This window comes from Candidatus Methanarcanum hacksteinii (genome assembly GCF_964305265.1).
GTDB lineage: Archaea > Thermoplasmatota > Thermoplasmata > Methanomassiliicoccales > Methanomethylophilaceae > Methanarcanum > Methanarcanum hacksteinii.
Window position 1 is genome coordinate 215,338 of record NZ_CAYATA010000002.1, and the last position, 20,271, is coordinate 235,608.

The 20,271-nt window shown below is 50.1% G+C and carries 14 protein-coding genes; 5 read left to right on the plus strand and 9 right to left on the minus strand.

Features of this window, described 5'->3' with window-relative positions; genetic code table 11:
- Nucleotides 1-5: 5 nt before the first annotated feature.
- The gene (gatE, locus tag ACI2NF_RS01980; protein ID WP_400152810.1) at nucleotides 6-1,877 is read right to left on the minus strand and encodes a Glu-tRNA(Gln) amidotransferase subunit GatE; all 1,872 of its coding nucleotides are present in this window, start codon (nucleotides 1,875-1,877) and stop codon (nucleotides 6-8) included.
- Entirely contained in the window at nucleotides 1,877-3,166 is a 1,290-nt protein-coding gene (gene gatD, locus ACI2NF_RS01985) for a Glu-tRNA(Gln) amidotransferase subunit GatD (RefSeq protein WP_400147036.1), read from the minus strand. Before gatD ends, gatE begins: the two co-directional genes overlap by 1 nt.
- A 123-nt stretch (nucleotides 3,167-3,289) precedes the next feature.
- Here gatD and hypB point away from each other — a divergent pair, with 123 nt between their 5' ends.
- From hypB to ACI2NF_RS02005, 4 genes are read left to right on the plus strand one after another with little or no spacing between them, the layout of a single operon-like run.
- On the plus strand, nucleotides 3,290-3,943 hold the full coding sequence (gene hypB, locus ACI2NF_RS01990; RefSeq protein ID WP_400147035.1) for a hydrogenase nickel incorporation protein HypB: 654 nt from the start codon (nucleotides 3,290-3,292) through the stop codon (nucleotides 3,941-3,943).
- 4 nt (nucleotides 3,944-3,947) lie between these two features.
- Nucleotides 3,948-5,270, plus strand: coding sequence for a phosphoribosylamine--glycine ligase (gene purD / locus ACI2NF_RS01995; RefSeq protein WP_400149475.1), 1,323 nt, complete (start codon nucleotides 3,948-3,950; stop codon nucleotides 5,268-5,270).
- Complete coding sequence (locus ACI2NF_RS02000; protein WP_400147031.1) at nucleotides 5,267-6,049, plus strand: tRNA pseudouridine synthase A; 783 nt, start codon at nucleotides 5,267-5,269, stop codon at nucleotides 6,047-6,049. The genes purD and ACI2NF_RS02000 overlap by 4 nt, the downstream gene beginning before the upstream one ends.
- A 50-nt stretch (nucleotides 6,050-6,099) precedes the next feature.
- Nucleotides 6,100-6,702: a translin family protein gene (locus ACI2NF_RS02005; RefSeq protein ID WP_177970889.1), complete on the plus strand. Its 603-nt coding sequence runs from the start codon at nucleotides 6,100-6,102 to the stop codon at nucleotides 6,700-6,702.
- Nucleotides 6,703-6,761: 59 nt separating this feature from the next.
- Here ACI2NF_RS02005 and ACI2NF_RS02010 read toward each other — a convergent pair whose 3' ends face one another.
- The 3 genes from ACI2NF_RS02010 to pyrF all read right to left on the minus strand — a co-directional run bounded on the left by ACI2NF_RS02010 (nucleotide 6,762) and on the right by pyrF (nucleotide 13,907).
- The gene (locus tag ACI2NF_RS02010) at nucleotides 6,762-7,496 is read right to left on the minus strand and encodes a hypothetical protein (protein WP_400147026.1); all 735 of its coding nucleotides are present in this window, start codon (nucleotides 7,494-7,496) and stop codon (nucleotides 6,762-6,764) included.
- Between the two features lie 20 nt (nucleotides 7,497-7,516).
- Nucleotides 7,517-13,162 carry an STT3 domain-containing protein gene (locus tag ACI2NF_RS02015; RefSeq protein ID WP_400211000.1) on the minus strand — a complete coding sequence of 1,882 codons (5,646 nt, stop codon included), beginning with the start codon at nucleotides 13,160-13,162 and terminating at the stop codon, nucleotides 7,517-7,519.
- Between the two features lie 100 nt (nucleotides 13,163-13,262).
- Nucleotides 13,263-13,907, minus strand: coding sequence for an orotidine-5'-phosphate decarboxylase (gene pyrF, locus ACI2NF_RS02020; RefSeq protein ID WP_400147021.1), 645 nt, complete (start codon nucleotides 13,905-13,907; stop codon nucleotides 13,263-13,265).
- A 56-nt stretch (nucleotides 13,908-13,963) separates the two neighbouring features.
- On the opposite strand from pyrF, the gene ACI2NF_RS02025 reads away from it, so the two are divergent.
- Nucleotides 13,964-15,022, plus strand: coding sequence for a radical SAM protein (locus ACI2NF_RS02025; RefSeq protein ID WP_400151344.1), 1,059 nt, complete (start codon nucleotides 13,964-13,966; stop codon nucleotides 15,020-15,022).
- A gap of 52 nt (nucleotides 15,023-15,074) precedes the next feature.
- Here ACI2NF_RS02025 and ACI2NF_RS02030 read toward each other — a convergent pair whose 3' ends face one another.
- The 4 genes from ACI2NF_RS02030 to ACI2NF_RS02045 are packed head-to-tail and all read right to left on the minus strand — an operon-like array spanning nucleotide 15,075 to nucleotide 20,271.
- Entirely contained in the window at nucleotides 15,075-15,503 is a 429-nt protein-coding gene (locus tag ACI2NF_RS02030; protein ID WP_177970899.1) for a NusA-like transcription termination signal-binding factor, read from the minus strand.
- Between the two features lie 4 nt (nucleotides 15,504-15,507).
- On the minus strand, nucleotides 15,508-15,786 hold the full coding sequence (locus tag ACI2NF_RS02035) for a 50S ribosomal protein L30e (RefSeq protein WP_400147015.1): 279 nt from the start codon (nucleotides 15,784-15,786) through the stop codon (nucleotides 15,508-15,510).
- Entirely contained in the window at nucleotides 15,783-17,267 is a 1,485-nt protein-coding gene (gene rpoA2 / locus ACI2NF_RS02040; RefSeq protein WP_400147012.1) for a DNA-directed RNA polymerase subunit A'', read from the minus strand. Before rpoA2 ends, ACI2NF_RS02035 begins: the two co-directional genes overlap by 4 nt.
- Nucleotide 17,268: 1 nt before the next feature.
- Nucleotides 17,269-20,271: a DNA-directed RNA polymerase subunit A' gene (locus ACI2NF_RS02045; RefSeq protein WP_400147098.1), complete on the minus strand. Its 3,003-nt coding sequence runs from the start codon at nucleotides 20,269-20,271 to the stop codon at nucleotides 17,269-17,271.

Sequence of the window (20,271 nt, forward strand, 5' to 3'; positions counted from 1 at the left end):
GATCATCAGATTCCCATGAGTCTCTTTATCTCTGCGGACAGGAGCTCATTGGCCTTCTGACCGTCGATCTTCCCTCTGAGTGCACCCATGACAGGACCCATAAGAGGTCCGATCGCTGCCAATCCGCCTTTGCTCCTGATGAAATCCTCACGTTCCTTGACGATCTGGGCGATTATCTTGGATGCCTCATCGGAATCTACCGCTTCCAATCCGAGTTTCTTGATCGCCTTCTCCGCATCCGTGCCCGCACACATCTCCCTGAGGAGTGTTGGTAATGCCTCTTTGGCGAAGCATCCATCCTTGAGCATACCGAATGCCTGCATCACCTTCTCATCCGTAAGGGGTGAGATGTCGATGCCATCGTGCTCCAATTCACCGTATGTGTTCAGGAATGTTGTAGCAGCCACAGCAGTGAGATCGTACTCATTGGATATCTTCTCGAAGAGATCGGTATTGTCCTGACGGACGATCTGTCTTGCCTGCTGAGCGTTGATGCCGTATTGTGAGACGAGACGTTTCTCGATCTCCTCTGGCAATTCGGGCAGATTCTCACGTATGTGCGACATCCTGTCACGTGTTATCTCCGTGGGCGGAACATCTGTTTCAGGATACATCCTCGCAGCTCCTGGGAGCGGTCTTGAGTATTTCGACGTACCATCAGGCAATGGGTCCCTGGTCTCTTCGGGTACTTCCTTGAGTGCTATGTTGGCCCTTTCGACCGCGACCTCCAATGCATCCTTGGCCCTCTTCTCCTTGGCAGCGCATATCACGAACGCATCATGCTCATTCACCATGCCGAGATACTCGCGCAATGAATCCACATATCTCTGCTCGATACCGTAATTAGGCAGTTCATCGGAGTGGAATATGCCTTTGACGCCTTTTGTCCTGGCCCTCTGTGCCATCTCTGCACCGAGACGCAGTTTGCCTCCATCCCCGTTCATGACACCGGAGAATCCTGGGAGACGTACGGCTATCACTTTGCCCTTATCCTTCAATGCACCTTGTATGACCTTGGATTCGCAATCCTTGAAGATGTCCGTTACATCGACAGGTTCGAATGGTACCTCTTTGACGGATCTCTCTTGAAGGATGTCCCTTATCCTCAGGAGCATCTTCTGTCTGTTGACCTCATTCTCCACGTACAATGGGAGGAGTCTGAGTTCTTGCACACCTTTTATCTCTATGCGTGCGCCACCAGGGATCGAGATGTTGAGGTCCTCTCTGATGGTACCTATCCCTCTCTTCACCCTCTTGGTCGCCCTGAGAAGCGTACCGATCCTCAATGCGACCTCCATACACTCCTCCGGTGTGCGGATATCCGGTCCGGTGGCAACTTCGATAAGCGGTATCCCCAGTCTGTCCAAACGATAGGTTATCTCCGCATCCGTGGTCTCCACCTTACGGCATGCATCCTCCTCCAGACAAACAGAGAGGATGGAGATCTTCTTTCCATTGACATCGATCTCACCATCGGTAGCGACCAATGCGGTCCTCTGGAATCCGGATGTGTTGGATCCGTCGACCACGATCTTCCTCATGAAATGCACTTCATCGACGACACGTGCGTTCATCATCTCGGAGAATATCAATGTCGTTTCCATCGCGTTGGAGTTTATACCATGTGGCGGTTCCTCATCCAATTCAACAAGACATGATGCCCCGTCGACCGATTGGTATCTGTAACCGAGATTCCTCTGGAATTGGGCCAATGCCGCCCTGTCGATCTCCCCTGTCTCGGATGTGGTAGGTCTCAATCTCCTGTAAACGGATCCATGACCTTCCTCGCAGAGGTGTGATTCACAATCACAGAACAGTTTCTTCGTATCCAGCTGCTGGTGGATCTCTATTCCGCATATCATCTCAGGCTCTGCCATCAGAACACTCTCCTCTCGCTCATCTCTCCAGCCAATGGAGTCCTCATTATCTCCTTGACCTGTCCCTTATCATAATTCGCCAATGCCCATGAGAGTTTGACATATGCTGTCTCGGGCAGCATGTCGAAGACCGAGATCACGCCTGCTGATATCAGGTCCCTTCCTGTGTTGTAGACGTTCATGTTGGTCTGACCGTTGATACATTGTGATGTCATCACGACAATCGTTCCGTTCTTCACAGCCTTCTCTATCAACGGGATCATGTTCTCATTCACGTGACCCAATCCGGAACCTGCTATGACGACGCCTTCACTCTTCATGAATACATCCTCGAACAATGCGGAATCCATCCCGGGATAGTATTGCAAAAGAACGGTCTTACTGCACATCCCCTCTTTGACGATGACTTTCCCGTCACGTTTGGAAGGAAGGTCCATGTTCAGGGTTATCTTCCAATCCTTATCGATGTTGGCCGCAGGAACGGTATTGATGCTCTTGAATGCATCACGCCTCGACGTATGCATCTTCCTTACCCTGGAGCCTATGTGAACAGCGAATGAATCATCCCCAGAGGTATCGTGCATGACGACGTATACGCCTGCCTTGTTCGATTTTGTACAGAACTGTGCACATGCCATGAGATTCGTGGATGCATCGGAAGATGGTCTGTCGGATGACCTCTGTGCACCTACCAATACAACAGGTTTCGGAACATCTCCGAGCATGAATGACAACGCTGCTGCGGTGTAACCCATGGTATCCGTACCATGGGGTATTATGACCCCATCCGCACCATTGTCGATCTCATCGGCCACAGCCTTGGCCAATTCCTGCCAATGTTCGATGTTCATGTTCTCAGAGAATATGGAGAACAATACCTTCGCACGGACGTTCGCGATCTCTCTGATCTCAGGTACCGCATTCACCATATCCGATGTCGATAATGCGGGATGCACAGCACCCGTCCTGTAATCCACATAGGATGCGATCGTACCTCCGGTACCGATGAGCACCAATGTCGGGAGTCCTTTCTTCTCCTCGATCTCGACATCCTTCTTCTCTCTGATGATCGGTTCCTCGATCATCTCCATGCGTGTCCCTTCGGTGACCCTCACACCTATGTTGTATCCGCTCTTCATCTTCAGAACGACCACATCGGGTGCACTGAACTCGTGATGGGGCATCAATACCCCAGTGTATGTCTTACCGTCCGTCTCTACAGAAATCTTACATCCCTCGGTGATGCCCAGGGACTCCAATCTATTGGTTAACTCGGCTGAATAGGTCATGCTGTTCGGACCTCCATAGATATTCCTTATTTATAAGGAAGATTACGCACGATGCACCATGTCCTGACATGGCAAATCCCATCGAACGTTCATATTATAACCGCCGTCTCCATTCGGTAGACCATGCACATGATTACCGACGTCGGAATGGAATTCGACGTTCTTAGAGAGAACAGCAAAACAGCCCATGAGAACTATCATATGTTGAAGGATCACAACATAGTATCAGTCGATTTCATGGGTTCCATCGGGGCCGGTAAGACCGCCATGATCATCAAACTGGCTGAGAAGCTCAGAGAGAAGGGATTGAGAGTGGCCGCCATAGCAGGCGATGTGACAGGTGCAGATGATTTCACGAGGATGGAGATCTCAGGTATCAAAGCGGTCAACTGCAACACAGGCAAGGACTGTCATCTGACCGCCAATATGATCCACAAAAGGTTACACACAATGGATCTCGACAGCATAGACGTGCTGTTCATCGAGAATGTCGGAAACCTCGTATGTCCGGCAGACTTCCCATTGGGGACTGACTACAGAGTGGTTGTCATCTCCACGACCGAAGGTGATGATATGGTCAGGAAACATCCGGACATATTCATACACTCGGACTTAGCGATATTGAACAAGATAGATATCGCTGATGCGGTCGATGTCGATCCTGAGACGATTATGAAGGATTATGAGAAACTCACCGGGGGCAACAAACACATGTTCAAGACCAGTGTGAAGAAAGACCTCGGATTGGATGATGTATTGAATGCGATGGAGCTGTGATAAGATGAAGATATTGACTGTAGGCGGAGGCGGACGCGAACACGCCGCTGTGGAAGCACTGTACAGATCAGGAGGAGAGATCTACTCCGTGATGAAGAACGCGAATCCAGGCATCATCAATAGAGCTGAGGGATATCTCCTATGCGACGAGAAGGATGTCAAGAGGATATGCGAGTATGCCAAGGAGAATGGTGTAGGATTAGCATTCATCGGACCTGAGGCCCCATTGGAAGTGGGCATCGTGGATGCGTTGGAGAATGAAGGCATCCTATGTGCATCACCCACTAAGGCCGCTGCGAGGATAGAGACGTCCAAATCATTCATGAGGGGTCTCGTCGACAAATATCACATCAAAGGCAATCTTGCATACGCATCATTCGACAATGCGAAGGATGCGGAAGAATATGTGAAGAATGTGGACCATGAGATTGTCGTGAAACCCATCGGATTGACCGGTGGTAAAGGTGTGAAGGTACAGGGCGAACACCTGCACTCATTCCAGGACATCATGGATTACATCAATGAGATCTTCGACATGAACATAGGCGGCGCTGGAGTCATAATCGAGGAGAAAGCTGTTGGCGAGGAATTCACGCAGATGGTATTCTGTGATGGGAAGAACATTACGCCGATGCCGTTGGTACAGGATCACAAGAGAGCATACGAGGGAGATGTCGGACCGAATACCGGAGGCATGGGCTCATACACAGATGCAGGTCATCTCCTGCCATTCATCACCGAATCGGAGAGGAAAGAGGCACTTGACATCATCCAAGACATAGTCGATGCCATGGCCGAAGAGGGTTGTCCCTACCGCGGACCTATGTATGGTCAATTCATGCTCACTGTGAACGGTCCGAAGATCATCGAGATCAACGCAAGATTCGGGGACCCTGAAGCGATGAACGTCCTAACACTCCTGAAGAGCGATTTCGTCGATGTGTGCTACAGGATGGCGACGGGGACACTCGCCGATAATGTGGAATTCTATGATGATGCTACCGTCTGCAAATATGTCGTGCCTGAGGGATACGGTGTGAAATCCGTCTCTGGGAAGGAGATCTCTGTGGACATCGATAGCATCGAAAGGTGTGGCGCAAGAGCATATTTCGCCAACGTCGATCAGAAGGACGGCAAATTACTCACTGGAACATCCAGATCCATAGGTATAGTGGGCGTTGCACAGACGATGGAGGAGGCGGAATCCAACTGCGAGAACGCATTGAGATATGTGAAATGCGACCACATCACCGTGCGCCATGATATCGGCACCAGAGCCTTGGTCCAAAGAAGAGTGGACCACATGAAACAACTCCGCGGGCTATGAGAAGAGTTGCTATAAAGATCGCATATATGGGAGCAGGATTCTGTGGCTCCCAATATCAACCAGGACTAAGAACAGTGGTCGGAGATGTGATCTCCGACCTCATTATGGTCCATCCAAAGAGAGACATGGAATGGTTCGACATAAAACCGTCCAGCAGAACGGATGCAGGCGTGAATGCCTTGGATAACGTCATCGCTATCAACACCGATTTCGATGACAACATCGTATTGTTAAGAGCATTGAATTCAGTTTCAAAGAGCATATTCTATCGCGGGATTACTGACGTGAGTGTTGATTTCAACCCTCGTTTTGCCAACAGCAGGGTGTACAGATATGTACTCCCATCCGACGGCCTGGATATCGATCTTGCGAAGGAATGCGCCAGATTGTTCATAGGCGAACACGATTTCATCAGATTCTGCAAGGTCTATGAGGACAAACCTACGGTTACCACCATGGATTCCATAGATGTCATCGAAAAGGTCGGTTATCTTGAACTCATCTTCCATTCGCAATACTTCCTTTGGAACATGATCAGGAAAATATCGGCTGCGATAGATTCCGTCGCAAGAGGAAGAAGGACACTCGATGATGTTCGCAGAGCGCTTGACGGAGAGGACATACAGTTCGGAATAGCTAGACCTGAGGCACTTACATTGATGGAAGTCAATTATGACGACCTATCATTCACATTCCCCGAGAAGGATGCATATCAGGAACGTCTAGATGAGGAATTGTTCATGATAATGACTAAAAACACATTCCTTTCATCATTATAGGGCCGTTTCATATTGCAACATTTATCATATCGCCCCTCAATATACAGAATATGAAAGGACTGACCGAGAACATCGAATCCATCAACAAGAAGATGACGGCGATAGAGGTCAAACGCGAATCTGCGATCGCAATGTCACGTTCCATAATCAGAAGGACGAAGAACATGATCCATGCGATCCATCAAGGCGAGGAATTCATGTCCATACAGGGCGAATTGAAAGCATCCGTCAGAGACATGATATCGAAACTCAAGGATGAGCCGTCCGTATTATATTCTGCCGTAGTGGAGGATGCCATGATGGAATACTCTGAAGCGTTGATATTATCGGCGATCGTCAGGAAGAAGGACATCCCATCATTCGAATCCTTGAAGATCACACCGCAATCGTGGATGCTAGGTCTTGCAGATGTGATCGGTGAACTGAGAAGGATAATCCTCACATATCTGATGAAGGGCGATATGGCCAAAGCATCATACTACTTCGAGATAATGGAAGAGATCGGTAACGAAGTGATGAACTTCGACGTGCCTGATGCGATCGTGCCTATAAGAAGGAAACAGGATATCGCAAGAGGCATCTTGGAAAGGACACGTTCGGAGATGACCAATGCAACGGTCATGTCCTCATTCAACAAACTCAAAGAGAATTGAGTCTATATTATAGATAATTAAATAATAAAATAAAGAGGAGGGGTGTCCCCCTCATTTTTTCAGCGTCTTGATCTGGGCTTACCAGTGTTTACCACAGGTTTGCGGATGATCCAAATCATCACAGCTGCCATGATCACGATGACGATCACAAGGAATACGATAAGGAATGTGTAATCATTATCGGATCCGTATGCTGTCTTCCATGTGTCCAGACCAGTGACGAGACTCTTTGCGGAGTCGCTGTCAGATGATACGCAGAACTCAACACTGGATGCGTTCTTCGTGATGTATTCACATGTTGCATCCTTGCTCTTCCCTGCATCGACATCGATGATCTTCTCACTGCCTTCGACCTTGACTGCCTTACCGTCCTCTTTCACGAGGAAGTGGACATACAGACTGATCGTGCTCTCACCGTTGTTGGTGATGGTGGCTTTCAATGTGATCGGTTTCACTGCTTTGATGGTTATCGAATCCTTGAAGACCGTTTTGCCTTCGGAATCGAGGTACACGATGTCATACTTGTAGTTGCCTTCGTTGCTCGGTAGTGTGACATCGACAGTTGCTGAGTAGGAACTCTCTCCACTGAGTGTTCCTGTCTTCTTATCCTTCTCAGAGTCTCCGTCCATCCTGTATATCTTGTAGTCGTATGCGGAATCACCGTTCAATGTGAAGGTGATGCTTGTGCCGACCTTTCCGAAGTCGGCACTTGCACTGACCGTGTTTCCTGCTGCTTCTGCATCCGATTCGTCTGCGACAAAACAGAAGCATAATGCTCCGGCTGCGATGACCATCGCGATTACTGCTAATGAGCTTAGTTTTTGCGTGTGAACACCCCCCTTCTGATTCCGAGCCAGACAATGAGGACAAGCATCACCAGGATCGCTGCCACCAATATCCACACGTATGCGGGTATCGATGATTTCTCGTTGATGAGTCCCCTTCCATCTGCAGAAAGCTTCACTGAAGCGAATGCGTCAAGGTGTTCTGACACGACCTTCGCATTGGTTCCTGTGATGGCAACGCCTGATTCCTCATCGGTGGTGACCTTGTAGTCGCCGACGAAGTTGATCTCTGTGTTGACCTTCATGGTCTTTATGTCGCTGGATTCGCCGTTGATCAACGTCACCTTCACGTAGACCGTGAGTGTGGAGTAACCATTGACTTCCATCGTCACATCGATCGCCTTTCCATCGTTGTCGATGGCCTTGGACACCTTGTCTCCATAGAGGAATGTGACCACATATTTGCTGAGGTCGAATGTGTCCGTTACCTTGGCCTTGAATGTCTTCTTGAAGTTGTCACCGTTAACGACATCTATGGAGTACATGTACTCGGCCTCGTTGACCTTATCCTTTCCATAGTTGACCTTCGTGGAGTCATCCTTAGGTGTGGTCTTCTGCCAGTTCTCCTCTGTGAAGGTGCCCTTGCAGACTTCCTTGCCGTTGAGATCCTTCAGTATGACCGAGAGGTTCTCAGAGCATGATGCGACCTTGCTGACCTTGATCATACCCTCTCCATAGATGGTAGCCTTATCGTTGACAGATGTGATCTGCTGTGTGAGTCCCTCATCGGAGTAGAAGGTCACATTGAACCAATCACTTCCTCCGCTGAGGAGGTATGTGCTCTTGTTTCCTTCTGCGACAGTGATGTCCGCCTTGAACGTTATCTTCGCTCTCTGAGTGTTCTCAGTTATCTCGCTCATCTTGGTGATGTCGAGTTTCATGGAGACGTCACTTGTATCATCCTTCAGCTCTCCGCCGAGGACTGCCATGTTGAAGACGTTGTTTCCAGCTGCGAATTCCTTCTTGAATGTGCCGTTGTAGACGTGATCGTTATTAGTGACATCGACAGCGATCGAGTGTTCGCCTACAGGCATGACAACGTCATACCTTCCGGATTTCACATCGAACTTGTAGATGTCCTTCGAATCGAATGTTATGGTTCCGTCTCCTCCGATACCGACATATCCTTTGATGTTAGCGGAATCGGCGAGTTCTACCTTCAGACTCTCTCCATCCTTCGTCTCTCCGTTGATATCGAGAGCGAGGTATGCGATCTTCTTCTTGTCAGCATCCGTGACCTTGACTGTGTACTTGTCTCCGACCTGGAAGTAGTAGAGTGCCTTTCCGTCCTTCTGTGAGTCCTTGTGGTACTTACCATCCTCGGCAGCTGTCACCGATATCACATCTGTGGATGAGACATCTGTGAATGTTACGGACTTGTACTCTTTCGCATCAACTTTCATCTCATACTTGTCTGTCGGCAAGATGTAGACGTTTCCGCTGAAGTAGTATCCTGTTGCGTAATCAACTGATACGGAGAATGATGTGGACTTGTAATCGAATTCGAGCGATTTGTCCTTCTCGATCTCCTTTCCTTCCACCTTTATCGTGAAGTCGTTCTTGTTGACGATCGTGATCTTGTCGACCTTCGTGGTGAAATCACCGGACTCGTTGTCTCCAAGGGATTTCTCATAGACCTTCTTCTCTTTGTCCTCAGGATCCTCGAAGTAGAACTGACCGTCCTTCTCGAGCATCGCTGTGATCTTGTACTTAGCGTCTGTAGGTATGACGTATGAGTATTTTCCGTTGGCATCGGTCGATGTGTAGACTGTGTTCTTCTTGTCATCGATCGTGAGGTCTATCTTGATGGTAGCGAACTGCAGCTTGTAGCTGGATGAATACCAGTAGACGTTTCCTGAGATGGTCTTACCGGATTTGACTTCGAAGTCCTTTGTCGCGGATTCCTTGACCTCAAGCTTGTCCATCGATATCTTCGAACCGCTCTCGGCATACACATCATATGTTCCTGCGGGGAGGATTGCTGTGTATCCGTTGTTCGAATCAGCGGAAACTGTGATTCTCTTTCCATCATCGGCGATGAATGTGATCTTTCCTGTCACTCCATCGCTTCCTGACTTCAGTTTTCCTGTGATGGCGTAACCGTTGACAGGCGTGAGTGTCACATCGCTTCCGTTGGTGGTTGCCCATGAGACCTTTGCACCTTCTCCGACCTTATCGACGGAGTAGATGGTGTATGATGCCTCGTTAGCAAGTCCGACAGGGAGTTTTGCGACACCGTCAGTGAATGAACCGTTGTATGAGTTGCCGTAGATGAATCCGGATTTCGCTCCTTCCACCTTGACATCCTTGGTCGTGACGACAGAGAATGAACCGGATTTCTCCTTGCTCTTCTCCACATCAAGTGTTGAATCAGTGATCGTCACATATCCTTTCGTGAAGACCTCATATGTGTACTTTCCAGCGGATGCGTAGAATGTTGCGACACCTTTCTCATCGGTCGTTCCCTTGAACACCGTCGAACCTGATTTGATTCCGACGGAGATGTCCTTGACAAGATTTCCTGCCTCATCCTTGACTGTGAGTGTGATCTTCGACTTGTCGAGATCGATGCTGAGACCGTCATTGGCCCCTATGGCGGTCGTGTAGGATTTTGTGGCATAGGTTATCTTTCCATCGATCGATTTGATCGTGATGTTGTACGTATCAGGGACGATGTTGGAGAATTTGAATTCCTTATCCGTCTCGCCCATTCCATTGTAGAGTTTGCCGCTTGCGGTTCCGACCATCTCGACGAGATAGTTCTCAACGTTGACATTCTCTGTAACGATCTTTCCTGAAAGTGATGTCACATCCGTCACAGTGATGTCGACTGTCGTCTGACCTGTGTAATCGACGGACCTGATCTGTGTTCCTCCAGTGACGTTCTTCGAACCTACTGAGTAGACAATCTTAGCACCACTGTTCGCATCGAACATCTGTGTGGGGAGAACGATCGTGTACTCTCCGTTGGAGTCTGTGAATGTTGTATAGCGCTGAACTCCCTCTGAGTCGAAGGCTGCGACACGAACGCCGCTGACCTTCTCTCCGGAGATCGAGACGGTACCGCTGACCTTCTTGGAGTTGGATGAGATGTACTTCATCATCACAGGATATCCTGCGAGATAGTTGATCAATCCGCCATCCTTCTCCTGAAGTGCGATAGCCTCTGTGTAGAGCATCTTCTCCCACTTGCCGCTTCCATCGTCTGCGGCGTTGTAGCTGACGTAGTACGTGCTGTAGTCGACCTCGAAATTAGCGAGACCGTAACCAGGCACAGCTTTGTATGTACCGTCAGAACGGGACAATGCCGAGATGTAGGAGACTGAGGCGTATGAGCCTGAGAATCCTGCCTCTGCAGGCGACATACCGACGTATGCTCTCCAGAGGAATGTGTTGGTGAGACTCTCTGTGAAGTCATAGACCGCGTAGCTTGTGAAGAGTGAACCTGCAGAGTAGAATTGAGGTACGGAAACGTAGCTGTAATTCTTCTCGTTGATCACACTGTACGCATAACCGTTGAGCATCGCCAACTCGATAAATGTGGTCTCACTTCCATATGAGATGGGGATGAGTTCTCCGGATGCCATGACATATGTTATGTCCTTTCCGCTCTGTGCTGAGAGCTTGTCGTACATCTCTGAGATCTCGTACGATGTGTTGTTGTCCCTGAGGTATGCTACTGCGGAGAGGTAGGATACATTCTCATCAGAGATGTTGGATGAAACGATTCCGTATCTGTCGGTGTTCGTTATGACATCCTCTCTGTAATCTGAGGGATTCTCTATGATTTTCTTGATCTCATCATAGTTGGAACCAAGGATCGTCTTGCATTCATCCACTCCTACGTATGTGACGAGATAGTAGAGCATGGCTGCGACCGTTGAACCGTTAGAACCGTTGGACAACAGTATGTTGGCCATTGCGGATGTTCCGTTACCTCTGTTGTCTGTGACGACATTGAAGTTACCGAATGTCGCCGCGTCAGCAGAATAATCCAACCATGTGACGAGTCCGCCCTTTCCTTCCACGTCCTTGTAGTGCGAGAAGAAGTCGTTGTATGCGTAATCATCACTGGTCTTGACAAAATAGTTGACTGAGCCCTGGAATGCTGGGTTGGACGAATCGTTGTTAGCGACCCCTGCATCCAATGCATACATGCAGTTGGGGACGAGTATGAGAACGACTGCGCCGACCACTGCGAGGAATGGTGCGGGTTTTATGATCTTCTTCCACACAGTCCTGAAATCGGCATTCCTGATCGATGCCCAATATGATTTGAAGTCGATCCTGGAGCAGATCCAAATGATGACCGCTGCGAAACCAACCGCGTATGTGCATGCGAATATGGCTGCGTTGTCTTTCGATGTGATCGCGAAGAGCATGCCTACGATCATCCATACCAAGATGGATACGAATGCACGGGAATCGATGTTCTTGGGGAGGATGTAGATCCTGTAGAGGGCCATACAGAGACCGAACCACATCGTGACGAAACCGAAATATGTCGCGACAGTGGAGAACCCAAGTGTGGTCGATATGAGCGTAGCATACGTTCCTACGAATCCAGAGATTCCTCCGACGATGTCACCGAAGATTCCAGGTGCGATGAATGATAATGCGACGAAGAGAACGATCGCACCGACGACGAACGCAGGTATGGTGATCGTCCAGGGCACTTCCTTCAGTGCTGCAAAGAGAACACAGAAGACAAGGCTAATGACGACCATCAGGAGCGTTCCGAGATATACGGATACGAGGAGCCCGTTGATCGCATAGAATATCGTAGCGACCAACGTACCGACCAGAACAGGCACGGAATAGTAGATCGCCGTTGACATGAGTTCCCTTCCTTTGAAACGGCCGATCAGAAGCTGGACAACCATCATCAGGATGATCGTGACGTACAGCGAACGTGCGCCGATCCATGAGAAGGATACTATTGCAGAGAAGACAGCTGTAAGCACCATGTACTTCGTTGTTGACTCCCCGTTGTCCATTGCTTTGATCCCTTTGAAAAGGAAATAGAACATGAACAGGGTGAAGAACATGACGAAACCGATCTCGGTTCCGTTGGAGAACACTGTCTGTGAGATTGCGATAGGGCACAATGCAACGAATACTGCGGTGAGATAGCCTGCCACCTTGCTCTCAAGGATCTCCTTTCCGAGGAGGTATGCAGGTATGACTGCGAATGTTCCGAATATCACTGCACCCCATGCAAGTGAAGCGCCCGCTGCTGCGGATGCACTCATTCCACATGCATTCAGGATGAATGCGAATGCACCCATGATGAGATCCATGAGCGGGGGGTTCGCATCAGCTGAACCGAACGGATAGTTCAAAGCACCGTCGAGACCGAAGATGGCTCCGCCAGTGAGCATGTTGGTTATTCTGTGCAGATGTTCTGAAGCACTCGTTCCGCCTGACAACGCATAATCATTACCTATGCATAGTCCTGCAGCGTCAATGAACCTGATCAGAAATGCGATCAGTAGTATGGCGCCAATGGCAACGATGTGCTGGTTCTTCTTGAACCAATTTCCGCCCCCATTCTTGGGTGCGGACACACTCTCAGTCTCCTGAGAGTCACTCGTTTTTTTGCCGATTTTTAGCATTCTATATTCTCCGCTATGTGGAATAGGGCGACGATTGACAATTATATATAATAGGTTTGCGACACGCGCGATATAATAATAAATAGATATGAGAGGGCCATCAGAGGACAGCCTTTATCTCCTTGAAGATTCCCTCGGCAACTGCCCTAGGGTCATCGGCCTTGTAGATCGCACGGCCGACTATGACATAGTCCGCACCAGCCTGTATGGCGGATGAAGCGGAACCTCCCTGAGCACCTACGCCTGGCGAGAGTATCTTCCTGTCGCCGATGATCTTCCTTATCGCAGCGATACGCTCAGGACGAGTGGCCGGTGCGATGAAACCTGCGACATTGCATCTGACGCCCATCATCGCCATCTCCTCCGCATGCAATGCAGTGAATGTCTTTCCTCCAGGGTGGCTCATCTCGGTCACAGCGTATATCTCAGCATCGCCTGCGGCCTTCACTGCCTCTTGGAGCGAATCCTCTCCGGGGAATGCGTGTACGATGACTGCGGAAGCCCCCCTCTTCACGGAATTGCTGACAATGAGAGAGACCGTGTTAGGTATGTCCGCGACCTTGAAATCGCATATGACGTCGGTGATCTCGGATAACTTGGTTATCATCTCTGGGCCCTCGGTCAGGACCAACGGCCAATTGATCTTGACCGCATCGATATAATCCGCCACCTGATTGACGATGGAGAGGGCTTTCTCTCCGTCAGTCTCATCCAAAGCCAACACGATTCTGCTGTCCTTCTTCATGTGATCGGACATACATCGTGCACACGTTATTAAAATCCAATACCCATGCGGATACCATGGGCATATTGCGTCAAGGATGCGGTTCTGCATGTAACGGAACATTGGCGAAGGGATGCGAACACTGCATCGAGGGAAGTAAGATGGTGCTGTTCATCACTGGAAGGTGCAACACAGGCTGTTTCTACTGTCCGGTATCGTTCGAAAAGAAGGGAAAGGACGTCATATATGCCAATGAGATGAGGATATCGGACAGATCCGAGATAATCTCAGAAGCCGAATCCATGGATGCCACAGGCACAGGTATCACAGGCGGAGATCCTTTGCTTTGCATCGATCGCACGATCAATGCGATCAGGATGCTGAAGGAACATTTCGGAGATGACCATCACATCCACCTTTACACCTCCACAATGGATGTGGAGAAGATCTCCAAACTCATCGAAGCAGGACTCGATGAGATACGTTTCCATCCACCCCTCAAGAATTGGAAGAACTTGGAGAAGACGAATCTCTCCGAGATTGCCAAGATGGATATCGATGTCGGGATGGAGGTGCCAGCATTGCCTGATCATGAGGATGAGCTATCATCGCTCATCTCCTATGCGGGCTCCATCGGCGTGAGATTCATCAACCTGAATGAGCTCGAATTCTCCGAGAGCAATTGGGATATGATGGATGAGATGGGGTACGAACTGAAGGATGAGACCTCATCAGCCATATTGGGTTCAGAACAAACAGCGATGAGGATGATCGAGAAGTACCCCGACATATCGATCCATTTCTGTTCCTCATCGTTCAAGGACGGTGTCCAATTACGCAACAGGCTCATCAGACGCGCCAACCACATCGCTAAGGAATATGATATCGTCACAGAGGATGGAACGATATTGAAGGGATTGATCTATGCGGATGATCTGGATGCAGCCGACGCATACATGAAAGACCAATATGATGTGCCAGACGAATTGATCTTTATTGATTCAGAGAGGAATAGGATCGAGATAGCCTCATGGATCGTCGAGGAATTGGCAGACGAACTCCCGTTCAAATGCTACATCTCGGAAGAATATCCTACTGCGGATAGATTGGAAGTGGAGCGCATACCGCTCAACTGAAAATAAGAAGAATTGTAAGAGGTTTGAATTCCCTGACCGTGGGGATGATCGATCAGTCAACGCTGATGCTTTGGATCTCGTGGTGTCTGTTGACGATGTCCCTTGCGATACGGAGGTTCTTTCCAGCCTTTCCGATCGCCCTGCCCTTGAGCTTGGGATCCACTGTGACCGTCGCATGCGTGATGTTTCCACGTTGCTCGATCTCGACCTTCTGGGGATCGTATATGTGGAACACGTTCTTCACGAACTGTGCAGGATCGTCCGAATATTCGACGACCTGGATGTTCTTGCCGGTAAGATCCTTGAGCTTGATCACATGCTCACCCTTCTTTCCGACAGCGGTGTTCCCCTGTCCTTTCTCCACGACGTAAACGAGTTTGTCCTCGGTCTCCATGCAATCGATGACATTCGTCTTCGTCACGGCCTCAAATAACGAGATGTATCTGAGCGTATCCTCGGTAAGTACGATATCGGCTGACATGTTCTCACAGCGTTAAGATGTTGGAAGTACCTTTGTCGATGACCGCGAGAGCGGATACCGAGAACGGTTTACCACAGAGGGCTCCCAACTCCATGTTGTTACCCTCGTAAACGTGGACCTTGACCCCTACGTCTGCTGCTGTCAGCATCTCGCTGGGGCAATTCTTGGACACGATGATCATCTGTGCCTTTCCGGCCTTTACTGCTTTCTCTGTCTGGTCTACTCCGAACGCAACATCTCCTGTTGTGATCGCAGCTTTCAATGCTTTGCTTATGTCTATCATTCTTCATCCCCCATGTTGGGTATTTCGTTAACGGGTTTGTCCTGTCTCTCACTCTTTTTAGGTGTGTAGATCAGGTTGACGGCACCGGTACCGAGTGTGACCGGCTGACCGACGATGATGTTCTCCGCCACTCCTTCGAGGTGATCGACCTCTCCGTTCATGGCTGCACGCAACAAGTGCGGCGTAGTGATCTCGAACGCTGCCCTTGCCAATACACTCGACTTCCTTCCGGAGATTCCGTGTCTACCGATGGCCTTGACGCAACCGTCATTGGTCATCATGTCTGCAACGAGCATGATGTGTCTGATATCAACGGTACCTGCTGCGGACAGTGTGTCACGAGCCTCGTTGATGAGTGAGTTCCTGGCTGCCTCGATTCCGAGAACGTCAGCGACCTCCAATATGCTGTTGGTCATGACCTTCTCCTTGTCGACGCCTTCCACCTTCATCACTTCTTTGAGGTTGGAACCCTCTGTCACGAGGAAGTACGCACCTGTGTTCTTATCCTTGTCTATGATAGCCCTCGAGATACCGTCGATACCTTTGATCTTGGCCTGTTTAGTGCTGTCATAGATCTGCTGGAGCTTCTTGTATGATGATTCGTCGGATTTGATTATAAGGTCGAATCCTTCGATCGTGATCAAGCCGCGAAGCACCTTGATCTTGTTCAGTCTGTCATAGATCTCCTCTACGGTGACACCGCGGTCATCCATCTTGCGTGGATCCGGACTGATGATCAACCTCATGTTGTTGATATCGGTCTTTATGTCCGCGACGTTGTTCAATGTCGTGACCTCGATGTTGTAGGAGACGTGCTTTGCGACATTCTCGTCCTCTGCTGCCAATCCCGTGAGCGGGATCCTCATGGACGGTGTACTGGGGACACGTCTTGCATCCACGATCTCGATGAGCCTAGGCAGACCGGTCGTAACGTTGACGTTCGCAACTCCAGCATAGTGGAATGTACGCATGTTCATCTGTGTACCAGGCTCACCTATCGAGTGGGCTGCCATGATACCGACGGACTCGTTGGGATCCATGCGGCGCCTGTCATAGAGTTTGAACGCTTCCTTGAGTATTCCCTCTATGTCCTCATCGGACAGTTCTTCGCTATTCTCTATGCGTGATGCGATGTCCACGACGATCTTGAGCGGGAGCGCCATGCCCTCCCTCTCGCATATGGCGAGGAGTTTGTTCTCCATGTCGCTGTTCTCACGGGACTTGTGCACAGGCTCCATGTGGATCTCCTCCACGACCTCTTCCGAAGAAGCTTTGGATCTGCTGGAGGTCCTGCTACCGCGTCTGCCGATCTTCGTGATGACATCCGCTGCCTCTGCCTCCTCGATACCGAGCGATACCAATTCCGAGACCCCTGCATCTGAGATCGATTTCAGGGTGTTGTATTTCGTGAGAAGGATCTCTGCGGTCCTCTCACTGATATCCCTTGCCACCAATGCATTGAATGTATCTTTTCTAGCCATTTCACTCACCATCGCCGCTGTAGTCGCTGTCTCCGAAGTCCTCGTCGATGTTCTCCTCGTCCTCGGATTCGTATTCCATCTCGTCCTTCTCGCGCGAACCGTAGCTCTCTCCGTTGTCCTTCCTGTCAAGTTTCAGGAACGGTGCGGCCCTCTCCTCACCGAGTACCTCTATGAAGAGGTCATCGTAGTCGATCACCTTTCCGCCCACTGCCCTTGCGGGATCGGTCCCGTCCTCACCGTATTTGAACTGGATGATCGTACCCACTGTGTTCCTGACGGATCCGTCGGATGTGAGTTTGAGATCCTCCAACGCTGAGATGAGCCTTCTCTGCATGTATCCTGACCTGGATGTACGGACAGCCGTATCGACCAATCCTTCCCTTCCTCCCATTGCGTGGAAGAAGAACTCCGTAGGCCTAAGACCTGATTTGTATGAGTTTGCAACGAATCCCCTTGCGAATGCTCCAAGATCGTTCTTCTTGAAGTGCGGGAGCGTCCTGTCCTGGTATCCTCTTGCGAGCCTGTCTCCACGAACGGTCTGCTGACCGACACAACCTGCCATCTGAGAGAGGTTGAGCATGGATCCACGGGCACCTGACTTGGCCATGATGACCGCGGGGTTCTGCATGTTGATGTTACCATCCTTCGTTCCTGCGACACGTCCTGCCTCGGTACGTGCCTCCTCGAGCTTGGCTTTGACCTTAACCTCCAACGTCTCTCTCAATGAACGTCCGGGGTCCTGGTGGAGTGTTCCGTCCTTGTATGAACTGACGTACTCGTCCACGGCCTCGATACACTCCTGGTTGAAGTTCTCGATCTCGAGCCTTGATTCCTCTGAGATATCCTCATCATCGATACCGGTACTGAATCCGTGGTTCATGATCGAACCGAGTGCGACCCTCGTGACCTCGTTGATGAACTGACATGCCCTGTCCGCTCCATAGTCACGAGCGATACGGTCGAGGATCTTACCCTTGCTGTTACCGATACCAGCCTCATCGACGGTACCGCATACGAGCTCGCCGTTGCTTATCTTGACGAATGCATCGTACTCGCAGTTCTCCTTCTTACACTCGGCACATCCGCGGCAGATCTTTGCCTTGTACTGAATGTTGAGGTCCTTGGGGAGGACTATCGAGAAGAGCTGCCTTCCTGTCCAGAACTCCTTGCCTTCCTCATCCTTGTAAGGATCGGGGATGTCGATGTTGTCCAGTTTCATGATGATGTTCATGGCCTGGAGCCTATCGAACCTGGGGTTCTTGTTAGTGAGGAAGTATGCTCCTGTGATGTGATCATGGATCGCTCCGATGATCGGTCCACCATACCTTGGTGACAGGATGTTCTCCTGGACCTGCATGAGGATACGTGCCTCGGCACGTGCCTCTTCGCTCTGCAGGACGTGAAGGTTCATCTCATCACCATCGAAGTCAGCGTTGTACGGAGGACAGACACAGAGGTTGAACCTGAATGTGCGTCCATCCATCACCCTGACGCGGTGGGCCATCATGGACATCCTGTGAAGTGAAGGCTGCCTGTTGAACAATACGACATCGCCATCGATCAACTGTCTCTCGACTGTGTAATCTATACCGAGATTCTCTGCGACCTCGATCGAATTGCGGTCGGATACCCTGATCCTCCTGTCGTCCGACCTTATGACGTAGTTCACACCGGGAACGTATTTCCATTTGATGTTGTCAAGGAGTTCCTTATCGGCTTTGGTCTCGAAGTTACTCAGTTTGTAGACGTACTTGTTCTCCTCATCGCGGCTACAGAGGTTGTCGTAGTCGAACTCTAACTCCTTCTCTGCGATGTTCTCTTCCCACTCCTCGAAGACCGATTTGATTCCCCTCTTCTTGATGAGGTCATTCTTCTCGGTGATCTTGATGGGTGCGATACCTCTCCTGACCATGGCCCTTACCTCGGCCATGTTCTCTCCGTATATGCGAACGGGGACTGTGAGTTCCCTTGCTGCGGGGATGGGTACACCGACATCGTTGATCGAAAGCAATGGATCAGGTGAGATGACCGTACGTGCCGAGAAGTTCACACGCTTACCTGAGAGGTTGGATCTGAAACGTCCCTCCTTACCTTTGAGCCTCTGTGTGAGTGTCTTCAACGGACGGCCGGACCTGTGCCTTGCGGGAGGTATACCGGATGTCTGGTTATCGAAGTATGTTGTCACGTGATATTGGAGCAATTCCCACAGATCGTCTATGATCAGCTGTGGTGCACCTGCATCACGGTTCTCTCTGAGCCTCTGATTGATCCTGAGGACATCGACCAGCTTGTGTGTGAGGTCATCCTCCGATCTGTCACCTGAATCGAGCGTGATCGAGGGCCTTACCGTCACAGGAGGCACTGCCAATGCTGTGAGCACCATCCATTCCGGTCTGCATGTCTCGGGATCCATTCCGAGTGTTATGAGATCCTCGTCAGGGATCTTCTCGAGCCTCTCACGCACATCCTCGGGTGTGAGCTTGTGGTTCTCAGGACCCTCGCGGAATGTCGTAGGCTTGTCCAATTTTATCTTGAGCTGTTCTGCACCGCAGTGAGGACAGATGTCCCTGGATGCATCCTTGGCTGTTCCCTTGGAGAAGAGCTTGATATCCGTCGTGTCCCCTCCGAGCTCCTCCATCTGCTCCATCCTGCTCCTGGTCTGCTCGACCTGCTCAGGTGTGAGCATGAGCCTTCCACATTTCCTGCAGGTGGACTCGAGGAGTTGTTTGATATCTTTGATGAAACCGACGTGGATGACGGGTCTTGCCAATTCGATGTGTCCGAAGTGACCGGGACATTCACTCGATTTGCAACCGCATGTCTTACATGACAATCCGGGTTCGATGACTCCCATGTGGAGGTCCATCAGACCCATCTCGATCGGGAATCCCTCATCATCATACGTATCGGCTGTGAGGACCTTCGTTGCGGACATCCTTCTGATCTCGTCGGGTGAGACGCAGGAGAATTTGATCGATCCGATCCTCTTTGATATTCCGTGCAT

Bases quoted from the DNA above. Each gene is read 5' to 3' on its own strand.
- gatE (WP_400152810.1), bottom strand. From the start codon at position 1,877: ATGGCAGAGCCTGAGATGATATGCGGAATAGAGATCCACCAGCAGCTG.
- gatD (WP_400147036.1), bottom strand. From the start codon at position 3,166: ATGACCTATTCAGCCGAGTTAACCAATAGATTGGAGTCCCTGGGCATC.
- hypB (WP_400147035.1), top strand. From the start codon at position 3,290: ATGCACATGATTACCGACGTCGGAATGGAATTCGACGTTCTTAGAGAG.
- purD (WP_400149475.1), top strand. From the start codon at position 3,948: ATGAAGATATTGACTGTAGGCGGAGGCGGACGCGAACACGCCGCTGTG.
- ACI2NF_RS02000 (WP_400147031.1), top strand. From the start codon at position 5,267: ATGAGAAGAGTTGCTATAAAGATCGCATATATGGGAGCAGGATTCTGT.
- ACI2NF_RS02005 (WP_177970889.1), top strand. From the start codon at position 6,100: ATGAAAGGACTGACCGAGAACATCGAATCCATCAACAAGAAGATGACG.
- ACI2NF_RS02010 (WP_400147026.1), bottom strand. From the start codon at position 7,496: ATGGTCATCGCAGCCGGAGCATTATGCTTCTGTTTTGTCGCAGACGAA.
- ACI2NF_RS02015 (WP_400211000.1), bottom strand. From the start codon at position 13,162: ATGCTAAAAATCGGCAAAAAAACGAGTGACTCTCAGGAGACTGAGAGT.
- pyrF (WP_400147021.1), bottom strand. From the start codon at position 13,907: ATGAAGAAGGACAGCAGAATCGTGTTGGCTTTGGATGAGACTGACGGA.
- ACI2NF_RS02025 (WP_400151344.1), top strand. From the start codon at position 13,964: ATGGGCATATTGCGTCAAGGATGCGGTTCTGCATGTAACGGAACATTG.
- ACI2NF_RS02030 (WP_177970899.1), bottom strand. From the start codon at position 15,503: ATGTCAGCCGATATCGTACTTACCGAGGATACGCTCAGATACATCTCG.
- ACI2NF_RS02035 (WP_400147015.1), bottom strand. From the start codon at position 15,786: ATGATAGACATAAGCAAAGCATTGAAAGCTGCGATCACAACAGGAGAT.
- rpoA2 (WP_400147012.1), bottom strand. From the start codon at position 17,267: ATGGCTAGAAAAGATACATTCAATGCATTGGTGGCAAGGGATATCAGT.
- ACI2NF_RS02045 (WP_400147098.1), bottom strand. From the start codon at position 20,271: ATGCACGGAATATCAAAGAGGATCGGATCGATCAAATTCTCCTGCGTC.